Consider the following 17,080-nt stretch of genomic DNA (forward strand, 5'->3'; position numbering starts at 1 on the left):
ACTTAATCGATTCAAACTCATGTGATTTCAAATTTTCAAGAGCAAACGGTGAATGCCTTGGCATGTAGAGCCGAAGAAGGACGTAGTAATCTGCGATAAGCCTCGGGGAGTTGATAAACGAACTGTGATCCGAGGATGTCCGAATGGGGAAACCCCGCCAGGCCCGCAAGGTGACCTGGTGACTCCCGCCTGAATATATAGGGCGGGTAGAGGGAACGTGGGGAAGTGAAACATCTCAGTACCCACAGGAAGAGAAAACAATAGTGATTCCGTTAGTAGTGGCGAGCGAACCCGGATGAGGCTAAACCGATCATGTGTGATAGCCGGCAGGCGTTGCATGGTCGGGGTTGCGGGACTTTTCTGCTGATTCTGCCGAACAGTGAGCGTTACAAAGTTGTATAGACGAACAGGATTGAAAGCCTGGTCATAGAGGGTGCGAACCCCGTAGTCGAAATGCAGCGATGGCGCGAAGAGTATCCCAAGTAGCACGGGGCCCGAGAAATCCCGTGTGAATCTGTCAGGACCACCTGATAAGCCTAAATACTCCTACATGACCGATAGTGAACAAGTACCGTGAGGGAAAGGTGAAAAGTACCCCGGGAGGGGAGTGAAATAGTACCTGAAACCGTTTGCTTACAAACCGTTGGAGCACCCTTTGTTGGTGTGACAGCGTGCCTTTTGAAGAATGAGCCTGCGAGTTAGTGATATGTGGCGAGCTTAACCCGAGAGGGGAATGCGTAGCGAAAGCGAGTCTGAATAGGGCGATTCAGTCGCATGTCCTAGACCCGAAGCGAAGTGATCTATCCATGGCCAGGTTGAAGCGACGGTAAGACGTCGTGGAGGACCGAACCCACTTCAGTTGAAAATGGAGGGGATGAGCTGTGGATAGGGGTGAAAGGCCAATCAAACTTCGTGATAGCTGGTTCTCTCCGAAATGCATTTAGGTGCAGCGTTGCGTGTTTCTTGCCGGAGGTAGAGCTACTGGATAGCCGATGGGCCCTAAAAGGTTACTGACGTTAGCCAAACTCCGAATGCCGGTAAGTGAGAGCGCAGCAGTGAGACGGTGGGGGATAAGCTTCATCGTCGAGAGGGAAACAACCCAGACCACCATCTAAGGTCCCAAAGCGCGTGCTAAGTGGGAAAGGATGTGGAGTTGCATAGACAACCAGGAGGTTGGCTTAGAAGCAGCCACCCTTGAAAGAGTGCGTAATAGCTCACTGGTCAAGTGATTCCGCGCCGACAATGTAACGGGGCTCAAGCACGCCACCGAAGTTGTGGCATTGATATTTTTGGTAAGCCGCACCCTTGTGGTGTTGGTTCAGCCGTGTTGATGGGTAGGAGAGCGTCGTGTGGCCAGCGAAGCGGCGGTGTAAACCAGCCGTGGAGGCTACACGAGTGAGAATGCAGGCATGAGTAGCGAAAGACGGGTGAGAAACCCGTCCTCCGAAAGATCAAGGTTTCCAGGGCCAGGCTAATCCGCCCTGGGTAAGTCGGGACCTAAGGCGAGGCCGACAGGCGTAGTCGATGGACAACGGGTTTATATTCCCGTACTGATGAAAAACCGTCCAAGCTAATCCAGTAATGCTAAGCATCTGAATCCTCTAGATGGATCCCTTCGGGGTGAAGCGTGAGGCCTAGCGTGCGACCCTATGCTGGTGCGGTTAGCGTATTAACAGGTGTGACGCAGGAAGGTAGCTGAGCCGGGCGATGGTTGTCCCGGTCTAAGGATGTAGGGCGAACGATAGGCAAATCCGTCGTTCATTAAGCCTGAGACCCGATGGGTAGTCCTCACGGACGAAATCAGTGATCCTATGCTGCCAAGAAAAGCATCGACGCGAGGTTTTAGTCACCCGTACCCCAAACCGACTCAGGTGATCAGGTAGAGAATACTAAGGAGATCGAGAGAATCGTGGTTAAGGAACTCGGCAAAATGCCCCCGTAACTTCGGGAGAAGGGGGGCCTGAGGCGTGAAGGGATTTACTCCTGGAGCGTTCGAAGGCCGCAGAGACCAGTGGGAAGCGACTGTTTACTAAAAACACAGGTCCGTGCCAAGTCGCAAGACGATGTATACGGACTGACGCCTGCCCGGTGCTGGAAGGTTAAGAGGAACGGTTAGCCGCAAGGCGAAGCTGAGAATTTAAGCCCCAGTAAACGGCGGTGGTAACTATAACCATCCTAAGGTAGCGAAATTCCTTGTCGGGTAAGTTCCGACCTGCACGAATGGCGTAACGACTTCCCAGCTGTCTCAACCGCGAACTCGGCGAAATTGCATTACGAGTAAAGATGCTCGTTACGCGCAGCAGGACGGAAAGACCCCGTGACCTTTACTACAGCTTGGTATTGGTGTTCGGTGTGGCTTGTGTAGGATAGGTGGGAGACTGTGAAGCTTGGACGCTAGTTCAGGTGGAGTCATCGTTGAAATACCACTCTGGTCATATTGGATACCTAACTTCGAACCGTGATCCGGTTCAGGGACAGTGCCTGGTGGGTAGTTTAACTGGGGCGGTTGCCTCCTAAAAAGTAACGGAGGCGCCCAAAGGTTCCCTCAACCTGGTTGGCAATCAGGTGTCGAGTGTAAGTGCACAAGGGAGCTTGACTGTAAGACTGACAAGTCGAGCAGGGACGAAAGTCGGGACTAGTGATCCGGCAGTGGCTTGTGGAAGCGCTGTCGCTCAACGGATAAAAGGTACCTCGGGGATAACAGGCTGATCTTGCCCAAGAGTCCATATCGACGGCATGGTTTGGCACCTCGATGTCGGCTCGTCGCATCCTGGGGCTGGAGTAGGTCCCAAGGGTTGGGCTGTTCGCCCATTAAAGCGGTACGCGAGCTGGGTTTAGAACGTCGTGAGACAGTTCGGTCCCTATCCGCTGCGCGCGCAGGAAATTTGAGAAGATCTATCCCTAGTACGAGAGGACCGGGATGGACGAACCTCTGGTGTGTCAGTTGTTCCGCCAGGAGCACCGCTGATTAGCTACGTTCGGAACGGATAACCGCTGAAAGCATCTAAGCGGGAAGCCGGCTTCGAGATGAGATTTCCATCCCTTAGGGGGAGAGGCTCGCAGCTAGACTACTGCGTTGATAGGCCGGATGTGGAAGAGAGGACTAAAGACTCTTGGAGCTGACCGGTACTAATAAGCCGATAATTTGATAACACTCAGTTTGAATAAGCTGCTATGCGTCCACTATGTGGTTCTCGATGTACGGTCGAGAACAAACACACTCCCACGGGAGTGTTCTATAACTAAAAATATAGATTCGATTCACCATCACCAGGTGTTTCGGCGGCTATAGCAAGAGGGAAACGCCCGGTCACATTCCGAACCCGGAAGCTAAGACTCTTTGCGCCGATGGTACTGCAGGGGGGACCCTGTGGGAGAGTAGGACACCGCCGGACTTAACTTAGCAACACCAGAAAAGCCACCCCACGGGGTGGCTTTTCTGCGTTTAACCCCCACCGCGTGGGGTCGCCACCCCCACGCCTCCGCGAGCCGGCCTCGGGACCGCGCCACCCCGCTGGTCGAGCCTGTCGAGACCCCGCGAGCCGGCCCTCGGACGCCGCGGCAGCGTCACGCCCGCACGTCACCAGGTCTCGACAAGCTCGACCAACGTTGGGTCGGGACTCGGAGACATCCAGCGCGCATCCGCAACGGCCGCAGGCATCCGCGAACCGTGAGCTGGGCCCCTAAAAGGTGGGGATTTTGGGGTAAAAGTCACGGCTCGGGGAGGGTAGTGGGCGTTGTGCTGTAGACTGGGGCTATCGAAGCTTGATGGTTCGAAACGACTTGATGGCCGGCACTCTGGTGGCGGCGCATCGCACGATGTTTCGGCGGCCATAGCAAGAGGGAAACGCCCGGTCACATTCCGAACCCGGAAGCTAAGACTCTTTGCGCCGATGGTACTGCAGGGGGGACCCTGTGGGAGAGTAGGACACCGCCGGACTTAACTTAGTCAAAATGGCCACCCATTCGGGTGGCCATTTTGCCGTTAACGTACGCTGGAGAAGTAGTCCGGTACGTATAGCCACACCTACAGGAGATAAACAGTGACCCCCACGGAACGCAACGGGAACGACGCACGCGATAACGGAAGCGGCGACCGTCGAACCGGCGGCTACCAGGGTGGTCGCGGAGGGTCGGACCGGCCCCGTCAGGACGGCGCCCGCCCGCCGTACCGAGGCAACACCGCGGGCAACGACCGTCCCCAGCGTGATGGCGAGCGTCCTCCGTACCGCGGTAACTCTGATCGCCCGCAGCGTGACGGTGAGCGTCCTCCCTACCGTGGCAACTCCGACCGTCCGCAGCGTGATGGCGAACGTCCCCCGTACCGTGGCAACTCTGACCGTCCGCAGGGCGGGGAGCGTGCGCCGTACCGTGGCAACTCCGATCGTCCCGCGTACAACAACGACCGTCCCCAGCGCGATGGTGACCGTCCTCCGTACCGCGGCAACTCCGATCGCCCCGCCTACAACTCAGACCGCCCGGCGTACAAGGGCAACTCCGACCGCCCGCAGCGTGATGGCGAGCGTCCTCCCTACCGTGGCAACTCTGACCGTCCGGCATACAAGGGCAACTCCGATCGTCCGCAGCGTGATGGCGAGCGTCCTCCGTACCGTGGCAACAGCGATCGTCCGCAGCGTGACGGCGAGCGTCCTCCGTACCGTGGCAACAGCGATCGTCCCGCGTACAACAACGACCGTCCCCAGCGCGATGGTGACCGTCCTCCGTACCGCGGCAACTCCGAGCGTCCGGCGTACAACTCTGACCGTCCCGCGTACAAGGGCAACTCCGACCGTCCCCAGCGTGACGGCGACCGCCCGGCATACAAGGGCAACTCCGATCGCCCCGCGTACAAGGGCAACTCCGACCGTCCCCAGCGTGACGGCGACCGCCCGGCATACAAGGGCAACTCCGATCGCCCCGCGTACAAGGGCAACTCAGACCGTCCGGCGTACAAGGGCAACTCCGACCGTCCCCAGCGTGACGGCGACCGTCCGGCGTACAAGGGCAACAGCGATCGCCCGCAGCGCGACACCGAGAACAAGCCGTGGCTGAAGGACAGCGCCCGCGGCGGCTCGCCGACCCGCGCCGGCGCCCCGCGCGACGCCGGGAAGAAGCTGTGGACCCGCGAAGGCGCACCTGCCCGCGGTGACCGCGACGCCCGTGTCGTCGAAGAGGAGATGACCGAAGAGCAGCGCATGCAGCGCGAGCTGCGTTCGGTGCGTCCGCGTCACGACGACCCCGAGCTGCCCGACGACATCACGTCGGAGGACCTCGACCGTATCGCCCGCAACGAGCTGAAGACCCTCACCAAGGACAACGCCGAGGCCGTCGGTCGCCACCTGGCCATGGCCGCCCGGGTCATCGACGTGGACCCCGAGCTGGCCCACCGCCATGTGATGAGCGCCGCGCGTCGTGCCGGCCGCATCGCCGTGGTTCGCGAGAGCCTCGCCATCACGGCCTACGCCACCGGCGACTTCGCCCTGGCGCTGCGCGAACTGCGCACCTACCGCCGGATCTCCGGCTCCAACGCACAGCTGCCCCTGATGGTGGACAGCGAACGTGGTGTCGGCCGCCCCGACCGTGCCCTCGAGCTCGGCCGTTCGGTTGATCGCTCCACCCTGCCGGCCGGCGTGCAGGTGGCCCTGGCCATCGCCATGTCCGGTGCCCGCCTGGACCTGGGGGAGACCGAGGCCGCGCTGAACGAGCTCGAAATCGCCCAGCTCGACCCCAAGACCGCCTTCTCCTACAGCTCCGAGCTGTTCGCGGCGTACGCCGAGGTGCTCGAGGAACTCGGCCGCACCGACGAGGCCGACGTCTGGAACGAACGCGCCTCCCGCGCCGACGCCGCCCTGAACGGTGACGTCGACGAGACGATCGAAATCGTCGAGCTCGATGACGAAGAGTTCGACGAGGACGAGGACGAGTCCGAAGAGGGCCACGCCGACGAGGGCGAGCAGGAGTCCGACGAGGACAACGCCGACGTGCCCGACGAGCTCGAGACCGCCGACGACACCATCACCATCACCGAGACCGAGGACGCAGCTTCAGCCGATGACGAATCCACCGACGGCGCCGAGGGCGTGGACGAAGATCCTGAAACGACGCCCGTTGACTGAGCCGGCCACGCCGCTGGCCGGCATCGACGTTGTCCTCGCTGACCTCGACGGGGTCGTCTACGCCGGACCGCACGCTATCCCGTTCGCGATCGAGGGCCTCAACAAGGCCGCAGAGAGCATCCGGGTGGGGTACATCACCAACAACGCGTCCCGCACGGATGCGTCGGTCGCCGGCCACCTCACCGACCTCGGCCTCTCCGTGGCGCCGTCCGATGTCGTCACCTCCCCGCAGGCCGCCATGCGGCTGCTCGTGGAGCAGGTGCCCGCCGGTTCCCGCATCCTCGTGGTCGGCGGCGACGGCCTGGTCGATGAACTGCAGAAACACGGCTTCGAGGTGACCCGGTCCGCCGAGGACTCCCCGGCCGCGGTGGTGCAGGGCTTCGCACCCGACGTGGGCTGGACCCAGCTGGCCGAGGCCGCGTTCGCGCTCAACGCCGGTGTGACCCAGGACGGCGACTACGCCGGCATCCCGTGGATCGCGACGAACACCGACTGGACCATCCCGCAGGCCCGCGGCATCGCCCCGGGCAACGGCACGCTGGTCTCCGCGGTGCACACCGCGGTGGGACGCCTGCCCCTCGTGGCCGGCAAGCCGGAGATCCCGATCTTCCTCGAGGCCATCAAGCGCTTCGACGCCACGGCCCCGCTGTTCATCGGCGACCGGCTCGACACCGACATCCTCGGCGCCAACCGCGCCGGAATGCCGTCCGTGCTGGTGCTCACCGGCATCGACAAGGCCAAGCAGGCCCTCGCGGCCGGCCCGGAGGAGCGCCCCACCTTCATCCTGGAAGACCTGCGCCAACTGCACGAGCCCTACCCGCAGACCGTGTTCTCCAAGGACAAGTCCCAGGCCACTGTGGACGGCGCGTCGGTGCGGATCCACGGAGCGGACGTGGAGATCGTGGCCGTCGGCGACGACGGAATCAACCTGCTGCGGGCCGCGTGCGCCGTGATCTGGGCATCCGGTCGGCCGATCTACGGACTGAACGTTCCGGAGAGTCTCTATCTCGGACGGTAGCCTAGGAAGCGTGAGTGCAGACGGAGTAGACGAAGCACGACCGCCCGGTGTGCCCACCCCGGGCCGCCCGGGGCCGCGCCCGACGCCGTCTGCGCCGACGCCCACCAACGCCGCCGCGACGGTCGATGCCACGCCGGCTCCGCCCGTTTTCGACGGTGACCTGAAGGGTCGCATCGCGGCCGTTGAGGCGCTTCCGCTCGAGGACCGGGCCGCGGCGTACACCGAGCTGCACGACAGTCTGCGCGACCACCTTGAGGGTGGCGACGTGCCCCGATCGAAGGCCGAATGACCACCACGAGCACGGCAGCGCCAGACCCCGACATGGGGAACCAGCACGAGGACACGCCCGCACCGCAGCGGCCGGCGCCCCAGCCGACCAGCGTGCCGATCAGCACGCCGGTCGCCCCCGCCAGCGAACCCACGCTCGCCCCGACGGGGGAGCAGCGCCTGGACTCCGCCCTGTTCGAGCGCGGACTGGTGCGTTCCCGCACCGTGGCCGCCCGTCTGATCTCCGAGGGCCTGGTCACCGTCGACGGCAGCCCCGTCGTGAAGGCCTCCGCCAAGGTGCGGGACAGCCAGTTGATCGCCGTCGCTCCCACCGACCACTACGTCAGCCGCGGGGCGCACAAGCTCGTCGCCGCCCTGGACGCGTTCGACCTGCCCATCGCCGGGCGCACCGCGATGGATGCCGGCGCCTCCACCGGCGGCTTCAGCCAGGTGCTGCTCGAACGCGACGTCGGCCGGATCATCGCCGTCGACGTGGGGCACGGCCAGCTGTCACCGACCATCAAGGCCGACCCGCGGGTGGTGTTGGTGGAGGGGTTCAACCTGCGCTACGCCACCGCCGAGACCATCGCCGACGCCTCCGGCGTGACCGAACGCCCCGACCTCGTCGTGGGCGACCTGTCCTTCATCTCCCTCACCACGGTGCTGCCGGCCCTCGTCGCCACCGCGGCGGAGGGCGCCGATTTCGTGCTGCTGGTCAAGCCGCAGTTCGAGGTGGGACGTGGCGGCATCCGTGAGGGCGTCGTGCACAGCGCCGGCCTCCGGGCCGACGCCGTCTCCGGCGTGCTCTGGGCCGGCTGGGATCTCGGCCTGAAGGTGAACGGCCTGATCGCGTCGCCGATCGCGGGCGCCGCCGGCAACCACGAATATCTCGTGTGGCTGCGAACAGGAACCGGCAGCAATCCGACAGAATGGATCGACCGGATAACCGCACTGGTGGGAGCGTGACGAGCATGACCGCAACGCCCAGGCACATCCTCGTCGTCGCCCACACCGGCCGGCAGGACTCCCTCGAGGCCGCGGCCACGGTGTGCGAGCAGCTCATCGACGCCGGCGCCGTGCCGGTGCTGGCCGCCGACGAACGCAACGACCTGCTGGCCTCCTGCCCGCAACTGAACGGCAGCATCGCCATCCTGGGCGAGACCGTGCACGCCACCGACCTCGAACTCGTGATCGTGCTCGGCGGCGACGGCACCATCCTGCGCGCCGCGGAGATCGTGCGCGGCTGCTCCGCCCCGCTGCTCGGCATCAACCTCGGCCACGTCGGCTTCCTGGCCGAAAGCGAACGCGACGACCTCGGCGAGGCCGTGCGCCGCGCCCTGCTGCGCGACTACCTCGTCGAAGAACGCATGACCCTGTCGGTGCGGGTGAAGGTGGACCACGAGGTGGTCTACGAAACCTGGGCGCTCAACGAGGCCACCGTCGAAAAGGGCAGCCGGCAGCGGATGATCGAGGTCATCATCGAGGTCGACGGTCGGCCGCTCTCCGCGTTCGGCTGCGACGGCGTGGTGCTGTCCACCCCCACCGGGTCGACCGCGTACTCCTTCTCCGCCGGCGGCCCCATCGTCTGGCCGAGCCTGGACGCCCTGCTGCTCGTGCCGCTCAGCGCCCACGCCCTCTTTGCCCGGCCCCTCGTCGTCGGGCCGGACTCCTCGCTGGCCGTGGAGATCCTCGCCCGCGGCGACAGCTCAGCGGTGCTCTGCGCCGACGGCCGCCGCGTGCACGACCTGCCGCCGGGCGCGCGCGTGATCGTGCGGCGCTCCCCGGTGCCGGTGCGCCTCGCCCGGCTGCACAGCGGCCCGTTCACGGACCGCCTGGTGAACAAGTTCAACCTGCCCACAACGGGCTGGCGGGGGCCGGTCGGTCGTGAGTGAGGTGCTGAGGTGATCGAAGAACTCGTGATCCGCGACCTCGGCGTGATCCGCGAAGCCACCCTGCCGCTCGGCCCCGGCTTCACCGCCATCACCGGCGAGACCGGCGCGGGCAAGACCATGGTCGTCACCGCGCTCGGCCTCCTGCTCGGCGAACGCGCCGACCCCGGCACCGTACGCGCCGGCCAGCCGCAGAGCTGGGTGGAGGGCCGCTGGCTGATCGCACCCGACGGTCCCGTCGCCCAGCGGGTGCGGGACGCCGGGGGAGACCTCGACGGCCCCGAGCTGCTGCTCAGCCGGTCGGTCTCGGCCGAGGGCCGCAGCCGCGCCGTCGTCGGCGGCCGCAGCGCCCCCGCCGGGGTGCTCGGCGACCTCGGCGGCGACCTCGTGGTCGTGCACGGCCAGTCCGACCAGGTGCGGCTGCGCTCCGCCTCCGCGCAACGCGACGCCCTCGACCGGTTCGCCGGCACCGAACTCACCGACATCCTCACCGACTTCCAGCACGCCTACCACCGCTGGCACGCCAACCAGTCCGACCTGGACCTGCTCATCGCCGAGCAGGACCGCCGGGCCCGGGAAGCCGAGGACCTGCGCCTCGCCATCGCCGAGATCGAACTCGCCGCCCCGCAACGCGGCGAAGACGACGAACTCACCGAACGCGCCGAACGGCTCGGCAACCTCGAGGAACTCCGGCTCGCCGCCGCGCAGTCCCGCGAACTGCTCTCCGCCGAGGAAGCCACCGACGACACCCCGGATGTTGTGGCGCTGCTCGAAGCCGCCCGCCGCCAGCTCGACCGCGCCGCCGCACACGACCCCGCCCTGCCGCCGCTGGCCGAGGCCCTCGCCAATGCCGGGTTCCTCGTCGCCGACATCGCCGCGCAACTCTCCAGCTACCTCGCCGGTCTCGACGCCGACGGTGCCCGGGAACTCGAGGTCGTACAGGAACGCCGTGCCGAGCTCAGCGTGCTCTCCCGCAAGTTCGCCGGCGGGCTCGACGAGGCCATCGACTTCCTCGACACCGGCAGCAGCCGGCTGCTCGAACTCGACAGCGACTCCGAGCGCATCGACGCCCTCCGCGCCGACACCAGCGCCGACCGCGACCTCGTGCAGCGCCTCGCCGACCAGCTCACCGGCATCCGCACCGCGGCCGCCACCGCCCTCGGCACCGCCGTCACCACCGAACTGGCTGCGCTGGCCATGCCCAACGCCCGCCTGGTGGTGGAGGTCGACCGCCTCGACGACGTGACCGCCACCGGACACGACGTGGTGCGCATCCTGCTGCAGCCGCACGCCGGCGCCGAACCGCGCACCCTCGCCCGCGGCGCCTCCGGCGGAGAACTCTCCCGGGTGATGCTCGCCATCGAGGTCGTCATCAACGCCACCGACCCCGTGCCCACCTTCGTCTTCGACGAGGTCGACGCCGGCGTCGGCGGTGCGGCCGCGATCGAGATCGGCCGGCGACTCGCCCGGCTGGCCGAAACCGCCCAGGTGATCGTGGTCACCCACCTCGCCCAGGTCGCGGCGTTCGCCGGCAACCACCTCAACGTGGTGAAGGACAGCGACGGATCGGTCACCGCGAGCAGTGTGCGCCAGCTCACCGGCGAAGACCGGGCCGCGGAGATGGCCCGGCTGCTCTCCGGCCTGCCCGACTCCGAGAGCGGCCTCGAGCACGCCCGCGAGCTCATCGAACTTGCCCACACAACCAGCTCCAACGGAGAGGCCCCCGCTAGGTGATAGGATCGAAGCCCGTGGTGAACAATATAAACGCGGACAAATCAGACGACATTACGAAGCACATTTTTGTGACCGGTGGTGTCGTTTCTTCATTGGGTAAAGGCCTGACGGCGGCAAGCCTCGGCAACCTCCTCACTGCGCGCGGCCTTCGTGTCGTGATGCAGAAACTCGACCCGTACCTCAACGTCGACCCTGGCACGATGAACCCGTTCCAGCACGGCGAAGTCTTCGTCACCGACGACGGATCCGAGACCGACCTCGACATCGGCCACTACGAGCGATTCCTCGACATCAACCTCACCCAGGCGGCCAACGTCACCACCGGTCAGGTGTACTCGCAGGTCATCGCCAAGGAGCGCCGCGGCGAATACCTCGGCGACACGGTACAGGTCATCCCGCACATCACTGACGAGATCAAGCGACGGATGCGCCTGCAGGCCAGCGACGAACCGCGCCCCGACGTGATCATCACCGAGGTCGGCGGCACCGTCGGCGACATCGAGTCGCAGCCGTTCATCGAGGCCGCCCGTCAGGTGCGCCACGAGCTCGGCCGCAAAAACGTGTTCTTCGTGCACGTGTCCCTGGTGCCGTTCATGAACGCCTCCGGTGAGCAGAAGACCAAGCCCACCCAGCACTCCGTCGCCGCGCTCCGCTCGCTGGGCATCCAGCCGGATGCGCTCGTGCTGCGCAGCGACCGGCCCGTCTCCGAGTCGAACAAGCGCAAGATCGCGCTCATGTGCGACGTGGACGAAGACGCCGTCGTGAACTGCAAGGACGTGCCCAGCATCTACGAGATCCCCGCCGTGCTGCACGAGCAGGGCCTGGACAAGTACATCACCGACGCCCTGGACCTGCCGGTGAAGGACGTGGACTGGACCGCCTGGAAGCGGGTGCTCGACGCCGTGCGGGAACCCAAGCACGAGGTCACCATCGGCCTGGTCGGCAAGTACATCGACCTGCCCGACGCGTACCTCTCGGTGACCGAGGCCCTGCGCGCCGGCGGTTTCGCCCAGCAGACCAAGGTCAAGATCGAGTGGATCGCCTCCGACACCTGCGAGACGCCCGAGGGCGCCGCCGCGATGCTCAGCGAGCTCGACGGCATCTGCGTTCCCGGCGGTTTCGGCGTGCGCGGCATCGAGGGCAAGCTCGGCGCCCTCAAGTTCGCCCGCGAGAACGCCATCCCCGTGCTCGGCCTGTGCCTCGGCCTGCAGTGCATGGTCATCGAGTACGCCCGTAACAAGGCCGGCCTCGAGGGCGCTTCGTCGAGCGAGTTCGACCCGGAGACCGAGTTCCCGGTGATCGCGACCATGGAGGAGCAGGTGGAGATCATCGCCGGCGGCGACCTGGGCGGCACCATGCGCCTCGGCCTGTACCCGGCCGACCTCGCTTCGGGATCCATCGTGGAGGAGCTCTACGGCGCTCCCGTCGCATCCGAGCGTCACCGTCACCGCTACGAGGTGAACAACAACTACCGCACGCAGATCGCCGACGCCGGCCTGTGGTTCTCCGGCACCTCGCCCGACGGCCACCTCGTCGAGTACGTGGAGCTGCCCCGCGACGAGCACCCGTTCTATGTGGGCACCCAGGCCCACCCCGAGCTGCGCTCCCGCCCGAGCCACGCACACCCGCTGTTCCGCGGCCTGATCGGCGCCGCCCTGGACCGCCAGCAGGCCAGCCGCCTGTTCGAGGTGAAAGAAGATGCCTGAACCCGTCGTCGCCGAGGCTGAGTCGGTGGACCCGCTGGCCGCCCAGGCCGACGCGGATGCGCTGCTCGCGCCGATCGAGGACGAGCCGGCCAGCACCCCGTTGAACTCCAGCGCACTGCGCATGGAGGGTTACGTCTGGGACGTGCGCCGGGACGCCTTCGACTACAACGGCACCGAGATCGTGCGCGACTACATCGATCACCCGGGCGCCGTCGCGGTGCTCGCGATCGACGAGCAGGACCGGGTGCTGCTGATCCAGCAGTACCGGCACCCCGTGCGGATGCGCGAGTGGGAGTTGCCTGCCGGCCTGCTCGACATCGACGGTGAACACGCCTACATCGGCGCGCAGCGCGAACTGGCCGAGGAGACCGACGTCGTGGCCGCCGAGTGGAACGTGCTCACCGAGTTCTACACCTCCCCGGGTGGCAGCAACGAGGTCATCCGCATCTACCTCGCCCGTGGGCTCTCCCCGGCGACCGAGGTCTTCGAGCGCACCGACGAAGAGGCCGACATGGTCGTGCGCTGGGTGTCGCTGGACGACTGCATCGACGCGATCCTCGCCCGTAAGGTGCAGAACCCGTCCCTTGTGGTCGGCGTCCTCGCCGCGGCTGCCTCCCGCGCCCGCGGCTGGGCGAGCCTGGGCCCGGCGGACCTGCCGTGGCCGCGGCATCCGTCGAACTGGGACCACACGGTGTGACCGGCCCCGCGTTCGTCGAGCCGGCCGTGCACTCGTATCTGCGGCATGTCTCGATTGAACGCGGGCTCTCGGTCAACACCGTCGCCGCGTACCGCCGCGACCTGGTCATCTACGCCGGCTGGCTGACGGATGCCGGGGTGGAGGACCTGCGCGCCGTCACCTCACCGCAGGTGAGCGCGTTCGTGCAGTATCTCGGCGGTCGGGTTGAATCGCCGCTGACCGCCGCATCCGTGGCCCGGATCCTGTCCACGGTGCGCGGGTTCCACCGGTTCCTGCTCGAGGAATCCCTCGTGGACGTGGACGTCGCGCACGAGACGAAGCCGCCCAAGCTCGGGCTGCGGCTGCCCAAGGCGATCTCGATCGAACAGGTGAACCAGCTGCTGGCCGCGACCGACGGTGAGGAGCTGTCGCAGGTGCGCGACAAGGCGCTGCTCGAGTTGCTCTACGCCACCGGGGCGCGGGTGTCTGAGGTGGTGAACCTCAACGTGGACGACATGCTTGAGGGCGACGTGGTGCGGCTCACCGGCAAGGGCAACAAGCAACGCATCGTGCCCGTCGGCAGCTTCGCCCAGGCCGCCGTGCAGGCGTACCTGGTGCGGGTCCGGCCGGTGTTGTCTGGCCGGGGCAAGGCCACCCCGGCGCTGTTCCTCGGGGTGCGCGGGCACCGGGTGAGCCGGCAGAACGCGTGGTTGATCATCCGGGCGGCGGCCGAACGCGCCGAACTGGGCATCGAGGTGTCGCCGCACACCCTGCGGCACTCGTTCGCGACCCACCTGCTCTCCGGCGGCGCGGACGTGCGCGTGGTGCAGGAGCTGCTCGGGCATTCCTCGGTGGCCACCACGCAGATCTACACCCTCGTCACCATCGACACCCTCCGCGACATGTACACCACCGCCCACCCCCGGGCCCGCTGAGCGGCGGCGCTCGCTGGTCTGGGGGCGTCTCGGTCCCGCTGGTCGAGCTTGTCGAGACCTCGTGACGTGTGTGTGTCGTGTCCCGATCGCTGGTCGAGCTTGTCGAGACCTCGTGACGTGCCTCGTGACCGGCTCGCGGGGTCTCGACAAGCTCGACCGACGAGATGGGTGCGTTCTGCAGGCACCTCGACCAGCGCAGGGGGTGCGGTCCGCGGGCCGAATCCGTGACAATGGGGGAGTGACCCGCACCACTCCAGTACCGCCCGCACCGTCGCCGGCCGGCCGCTTCGGCATCCGCCGCAATCTGCTGCGACCCGAGGACTCCGACGGTGCCGACCGGGTCACCTACGTCGAGCTGTTCTTCGACCTGATCTTCGTCTTCGCGCTCACCCAGCTCTCCCGCTACCTCTACGAGAACCAGTCCTGGGAGGGCGCACTGGAGTCGGCGATGCTCGTGCTCGCGCTCTGGTGGGTGTGGGTGTACACGACCTGGGTGACCAACTGGCTCGACCCGGCCAAGCTGCCCGTGCGCGGGGTGGTGCTCGGCCTGGCTCTGGTGGGTTTCGTGGTGAGCACCTCCATCTACGAGTCGTTCGGCGACCGCGGTATCGTGTTCGCGCTGGCGTACACGGTGCTGCAGCTGGGCCGCACCGCGTTCATGCTGCTCGCCGTGGCCCGGCACGACGCCGAGCTGCGCCGCACCTTCGTGCGCATCCTGGCCTGGCTGGCCCTCTCCAGCGTGTTCTGGATCGTCGGGGCGCTGCTGCCGCTGCAGTACCGCTTGCCGTTATGGCTGATCGCCCTGGCCATCGAATACCTCTCCGCCGGGCTCAGCTTCCGGGTGCCGGGCCTCGGCGCGGCCGGCATCGACAGCTGGGACCTCTCCGGCCCGCACATCGCCGAGCGCAGCGCCCTGTTCGTGATCATCGCTCTGGGCGAATCGCTGCTCGTGACCGGGTTCGCGTTCGTCGGCAAGGAATCGTCGGCGGAGAGCATCCTGGGCATGCTGTTGGCCTTCACGGCGAGCGTGGCGATGTGGTGGTTGTACTTCGACCACAGCGAACGTGCCGGGGCGAAGGCGATCGCGGCGGCCGAAGAGCCCGGCCGGATCGCCCGGCTGGCGTACACCTACGTGCACGCGCTGATCATCGCCGGCATCGTGCTCACCTCGGTGGCCGACAAGGAGGTGCTCTCGCACCCGCACGCGGAGATGACCCTGTCGACCGCGGTGGTGCTGGTGGGCGGCCCGCTGCTCTACGTGGTGGGGATGCTGCTGTTCCGGCTGGTCGTGGCGCGGGAGCTGCTCGTGTCGTACCTGGTGGGCGTGGGGGCGCTGCTGGCGGCGTTCGCGGCCGCGTTCGTGCTCACCCCGCTGCTGCTGGGCGCGGTGACGACGGTGGTGCTCGTGATTGTGGCCGGCTGGGAGACCGTGGTGCGGGTGCGCGCCGGCACCGACGACGAGAAGGCCGGCTGACCCCGCGATCGCTGGTCGAGCTTGTCGAGACCCCGTGAGCCTGTTTCTGGACGCGACCACGATCGTGGCCGGCATGCGGGATTGTCTCGCGGGATCTCGACAGGCTCGATCAGCGGGGTGGCGGGATGCGAGATTGTCTCGCGGGATCTCGACAGGCTCGATCAGCGGGGTGGCGGGATGCGAGATTGTCTCGCGGGATCTCGACAGGCTCGATCAGCGGGGTGGGCGGCTTCCTGGCCACCCGGGTGACGGCACACCGGCGACCTTGGCGGTGGTGGGCGTGCAGGCTCGGTAGAATCGACCAAGTGAACTGCATGACGGATCGAGGACAGCCCAGTGGCGCGTAAGACGGATAGCCGGACGCAGCTTCCCGGACTCGAGGAGCTTCCCACCGGTGTTACCGGACGCCCGTTGCAGGTGTTCGAAGAACCCACCCCCCTGAAGAGCCACGGCCCGGCGCGCATCATCTCGCTGTGCAACCAGAAGGGCGGCGTCGGCAAGACGACGACCACCATCAACCTGGGTGCGGCCTTGGCCGGCTACGGCCGCCGCGTGCTCGCGATCGACTTCGACCCGCAGGGCGCCCTGTCCGCGGGCCTGGGCATCCCCACCCACGACGTCACCACCATCTACGACCTGCTCCTGAGCGGCTCCAAGGACCCGCGCGAAGCGATCCAGCAGACCGCGGTCGAGGGCCTGGACATCATCCCGGCCAACATCGACCTCTCCGCCGCGGAGGTGCACCTCGTCAACGAGGTCGCCCGCGAGCAGATCCTGGCCCGGGTGCTGCGCAAGGTCTCCAACGACTACGACGTGATCCTGATCGACTGCCAGCCGTCGCTGGGCATCCTCACCGTGAACGCGCTCACCGCCAGCCACGGCGTGCTCATCCCGCTGGAGTGCGAGTTCTTCGCCCTCCGCGGCGTGGCCCTGCTCATCGAAACCATCGACAAGGTGCGCGACCGGCTCAACCCGGCCATCGAACTCGACGGCATCCTGGCCACCATGTACGACTCCCGCACCCTGCACTCCCGTGAGGTGCTCGAGCGGGTCGTCGACGCGTTCGGCGACCGGGTGATGGACACCGTCATCGGCCGCACCGTCAAGTTCCCGGATGCCAGTGTCGCCGGGATCCCGATCACCGAGTTCGCGCCGGAACACGCCGCCGCCAAGGCCTACAAGCAGGCGGCGCGGGAACTGATCCAGCGTGGCGCGGTCGCCTAAGCGCACCACGGCCGCTCCGGCCCGCGCCCTGGCGTCCTCCG

The 17,080-nt window shown here is 66.3% G+C and carries 11 protein-coding genes and 3 rRNA genes; all 14 read left to right on the top strand.

Annotation, left to right across the window (positions count from 1 at the left end; translation table 11 throughout):
* Positions 1-25: 25 nt before the first annotated feature.
* The 14 genes from ACU5E9_RS00005 (at position 26) to ACU5E9_RS00070 (ending at position 17,039) form a co-directional block, all read left to right on the top strand.
* Positions 26-3,153, top strand: a 23S ribosomal RNA gene (locus ACU5E9_RS00005).
* Positions 3,154-3,278: 125 nt separating this feature from the next.
* Positions 3,279-3,395 (top strand): 5S ribosomal RNA (rrf, locus tag ACU5E9_RS00010).
* A gap of 428 nt (positions 3,396-3,823) precedes the next feature.
* Positions 3,824-3,940, top strand: a 5S ribosomal RNA gene (gene rrf, locus ACU5E9_RS00015).
* A 103-nt stretch (positions 3,941-4,043) separates the two neighbouring features.
* The gene (locus ACU5E9_RS00020; protein ID WP_456811610.1) at positions 4,044-6,116 is read left to right on the top strand and encodes a primosomal protein; all 2,073 of its coding nucleotides are present in this window, start codon (positions 4,044-4,046) and stop codon (positions 6,114-6,116) included.
* Positions 6,052-7,134, top strand: a complete 1,083-nt coding sequence (locus tag ACU5E9_RS00025) for an HAD-IIA family hydrolase (protein WP_456811611.1) — start codon at positions 6,052-6,054, stop codon at positions 7,132-7,134. Before ACU5E9_RS00020 ends, ACU5E9_RS00025 begins: the two co-directional genes overlap by 65 nt.
* A 10-nt stretch (positions 7,135-7,144) precedes the next feature.
* The gene (locus ACU5E9_RS00030; RefSeq protein ID WP_456811612.1) at positions 7,145-7,423 is read left to right on the top strand and encodes a hypothetical protein; all 279 of its coding nucleotides are present in this window, start codon (positions 7,145-7,147) and stop codon (positions 7,421-7,423) included.
* Entirely contained in the window at positions 7,420-8,367 is a 948-nt protein-coding gene (locus ACU5E9_RS00035; protein WP_456811613.1) for a TlyA family RNA methyltransferase, read from the top strand. The genes ACU5E9_RS00030 and ACU5E9_RS00035 overlap by 4 nt, the downstream gene beginning before the upstream one ends.
* A gap of 5 nt (positions 8,368-8,372) precedes the next feature.
* Positions 8,373-9,293 carry an NAD kinase gene (locus ACU5E9_RS00040; protein WP_456811614.1) on the top strand — a complete coding sequence of 307 codons (921 nt, stop codon included), beginning with the start codon at positions 8,373-8,375 and terminating at the stop codon, positions 9,291-9,293.
* Positions 9,294-9,302: 9 nt separating this feature from the next.
* Positions 9,303-11,024: a DNA repair protein RecN gene (gene recN, locus ACU5E9_RS00045; RefSeq protein ID WP_456811615.1), complete on the top strand. Its 1,722-nt coding sequence runs from the start codon at positions 9,303-9,305 to the stop codon at positions 11,022-11,024.
* Positions 11,025-11,038: 14 nt separating this feature from the next.
* Positions 11,039-12,730 carry a CTP synthase gene (locus ACU5E9_RS00050; RefSeq protein ID WP_456811616.1) on the top strand — a complete coding sequence of 564 codons (1,692 nt, stop codon included), beginning with the start codon at positions 11,039-11,041 and terminating at the stop codon, positions 12,728-12,730.
* 121 nt (positions 12,731-12,851) lie between these two features.
* A complete protein-coding gene (locus ACU5E9_RS00055; RefSeq protein WP_456813461.1) occupies positions 12,852-13,427 on the top strand; it encodes an NUDIX domain-containing protein in 576 nt (191 codons plus the stop codon).
* Positions 13,424-14,341 carry a site-specific tyrosine recombinase XerD gene (xerD, locus tag ACU5E9_RS00060; protein ID WP_456811617.1) on the top strand — a complete coding sequence of 306 codons (918 nt, stop codon included), beginning with the start codon at positions 13,424-13,426 and terminating at the stop codon, positions 14,339-14,341. Before ACU5E9_RS00055 ends, xerD begins: the two co-directional genes overlap by 4 nt.
* Before the next feature lie 238 nt (positions 14,342-14,579).
* Positions 14,580-15,815: a low temperature requirement protein A gene (locus ACU5E9_RS00065; RefSeq protein WP_456811618.1), complete on the top strand. Its 1,236-nt coding sequence runs from the start codon at positions 14,580-14,582 to the stop codon at positions 15,813-15,815.
* 336 nt (positions 15,816-16,151) lie between these two features.
* Entirely contained in the window at positions 16,152-17,039 is an 888-nt protein-coding gene (locus ACU5E9_RS00070; RefSeq protein WP_456811619.1) for a ParA family protein, read from the top strand.
* Positions 17,040-17,080: the final 41 nt, after the last annotated feature.

This window comes from Cryobacterium sp. AP23 (genome assembly GCF_054075385.1).